The sequence below is a fragment of the Xanthobacter autotrophicus genome (assembly GCF_030015065.1).
Taxonomy (GTDB): domain Bacteria; phylum Pseudomonadota; class Alphaproteobacteria; order Rhizobiales; family Xanthobacteraceae; genus Xanthobacter; species Xanthobacter autotrophicus_D.
In genome coordinates, this window is record NZ_JAIVFN010000219.1 from 1 (window position 1) to 2,787 (window position 2,787).

Consider the following 2,787-nt stretch of genomic DNA (forward strand, 5'->3'; position numbering starts at 1 on the left):
ACAGCCCCCACCCTCCCCGACCTCGACAACGTGGAGAACGCGCTCCGCCGCATCCCCGTGGAGAACCGGCGCACACTCCATGAGCGCGGCGACCCCGACGCCGCCCGCGCCGATGCCGCGCAAACCCTCGACCGCACCTATGTATGGCCCTACCAGATGCATGCCTCCATCGGCCCCTCCTGCGCGGTGGCGGACGTGCGGGAAGACGGCGCCATCGTCTGGGCCGGCACGCAGAACCCCTATCCCCTGCGCATGGATATCGCCCTGCTGCTGGGCCTGCCGGAAGAGGCGGTGGAGATCGTCCGTTTCGAGGCCGCCGGCTGCTACGGCCGCAATTGCGCCGACGACGTGGCCGCCGACGCCGCCCTCCTCTCGCGCGCGGTGGGCCGGCCGGTGCGGGTGCAGCTCACCCGCGAGCAGGAACATGCGTGGGAGCCCAAGGGCGCCGCCCAGCTCATGCAGGTGAAGGGCGGCATCAACGCCGACGGCACCCCCGCGGCCTACGATTTCAACACCCGCTACCCCTCCAACGCCGCGGTGACACTGGCGCTGCTGCTGACGGGGCGGGTGCCGGCGGACAATCCCGTGTTCGAGATGGGCGACCGCACCGCCATCCCGCCCTATGCCTACGACCACATGCGCGTAACGGTGGACGATGTGGCGCCCATCGTGCGGGCGGCGTGGCTGCGGGGTGTGTCGGCCCTGCCCAATTCCTTCGCCCACGAGAGCTATATCGACGAGCTGGCGGCGGCGGCAGGCGTGGACCCCGTGGATTACCGCCTGCGCCACCTCCATGACGACCGTGCCGCCGAGCTGGTGAAGGCCACCGCCGCGCGCGCCGGCTGGGAGAAGCGCACCGCTCCGCGCATGGAGGTGGTGGAAGGCGACGTGGTGCGCGGCCAGGGCTTCGCCTATGCCCTCTATGTGCACTCGAAGTTCCCCGGCTACGGCGCCGCCTGGTCGGCCTGGGTGGCGGACGTGGAGGTGAACAAACGCACCGGCGACGTGGCCGTGAAGCGCGTGGTTGTGGGCCAGGATTCCGGGCTGATGATCAACCCGGCGGGCATCGAGCACCAGATCCACGGCAACGTCATCCAGTCCACCTCCCGCGCCCTGAAGGAGCAGGTGACCTTCGACGACAAAGCCGTCACCAGCCGGGAATGGGGCGCCTACCCCATCCTCACCTTCCCGGAAGTGCCGGTCATCAACGTGGTGCTGATGCCGCGGCCAGACGACCCGCCTTTGGGCTCGGGGGAATCCGCCTCGGTGCCGAGCGCGGCGGCCATCGCCAACGCCATCTTCGATGCCACCGGCGTGCGCCTGCGCGAGCCGCCCTTCACCCCCGACCGCGTGCGCGCCGCCCTGTCCGGCGAGGCCGCGCCGAAGCCGGTGAAGGAAAAGCGCCGCCGCTCATGGTGGACCATGGCCGGGGCGGCACTGGCCGGCGCGCTGGGCATGGCGACGCTGGCGCTGCCCATCCGTGGCGCTTTTGTCCCCATCGCGCCGCCGGACCCGGCCTCCTTCTCCGCCGAGATGATCGCGCGCGGAAAAATCCTCGCGGCGCTGGGCGATTGCGCCGTGTGCCACACGGCGGAAGGCGGCATCGCCAATGCCGGCGGGCGGGCACTGCACACGCCCTTCGGCACCATCCATTCCACCAATCTCACGCCGGATGCGGAAACCGGCATCGGCGCATGGTCCTATGCCGCGTTCGAGCGGGCCATGCGCGAGGGCATCTCGCGGGACGGACGCCACCTCTACCCGGCCTTCCCCTACACCGCCTTCACCCGCATCTCCGATGCCGACATGCAGGCGCTCTACGCCTTCCTCATGTCGCAGGCCCCGGTGAAGGCGACGCCGCCCGAAAACCGCATGACCTTCCCCTTCAACATCCGCCCGCTGATGGCCGGCTGGAACCTCTTGTTCCTCACGCCCGGCCAGCTTCAGGCGCAGGCGGGGCAATCGCCCCAGTGGAACCGGGGACGCTATCTGGTGGAGGGGCTGGGTCATTGCGGCGCCTGCCACACCCCGCGCAACCTGCTGGGCGCGGAGAAGGGAGGCGCGGCGTATCTCGCCGGCGGGGTCGCGGACGGCTGGGAGGCCCCGGCCCTCACCGCGCTCTCCAGGGCGCCCATTCCGTGGAGCGAGGACGAGCTCTACACCTATCTGCGCACCGGCTTCTCGCGCTTCCACGGCACGGCGGCCGGCCCCATGGCGCCGGTGGTGCAGGAGCTCGCCCACCTGCCCGACGCCGACATCCGAGCCATGGCGGTCTATCTGGCGTCCTTCGCCGGCCCCGCGAGCGCGGATGCCGCCGCCGTGGCGGCAACGCTGGAGGCGAAGGCGGAGGCGTCCTTGCGGCCCATGGACAGCGTGGGCGGCCGCCTGTTCGAGGGCGCCTGCGCCGCCTGCCATGCGCCGGACGGGCCGACCCTGTTCGGCGCACGGCCTTCGCTGGCGCTCAACACCAATGTGCATGCGGCGCAGCCGGACAATCTCATCCGCGTGATCCTGGAGGGTATCCCCGCTCCCGCCGCCCCGGCATTGGGCGACATGCCCGCCTTCCGCGACAGTTTCGACGACGCGCAGGTGGCCGATCTCGTGCGCTACATGCGCGGCAAGTTTGCGCCCGGCGCACCGGCGTGGAACGGGCTGGAGCAGACGGTGGCGCGCCTGAGGGCGACGCCGACGCCGTGAGGGCGCGGCGGCTTTGCGCCCCCACGGCTCGAAGTTCCGGTCCTGCTCCTCCAGCCATCGCGACAACGGGAAACGCGCTGCCCCCTCCCT

The 2,787-nt window shown here is 71.2% G+C and carries 1 protein-coding gene; it reads left to right on the forward strand.

Annotated features, from left to right (window positions below; genetic code table 11):
- Positions 1 to 2,697 (forward strand): molybdopterin cofactor-binding domain-containing protein (locus tag K9U40_RS22450; RefSeq protein ID WP_282892321.1); only part of this gene is annotated, 2,697 nt, incomplete at its 5' end.
- Positions 2,698 to 2,787: the final 90 nt, after the last annotated feature.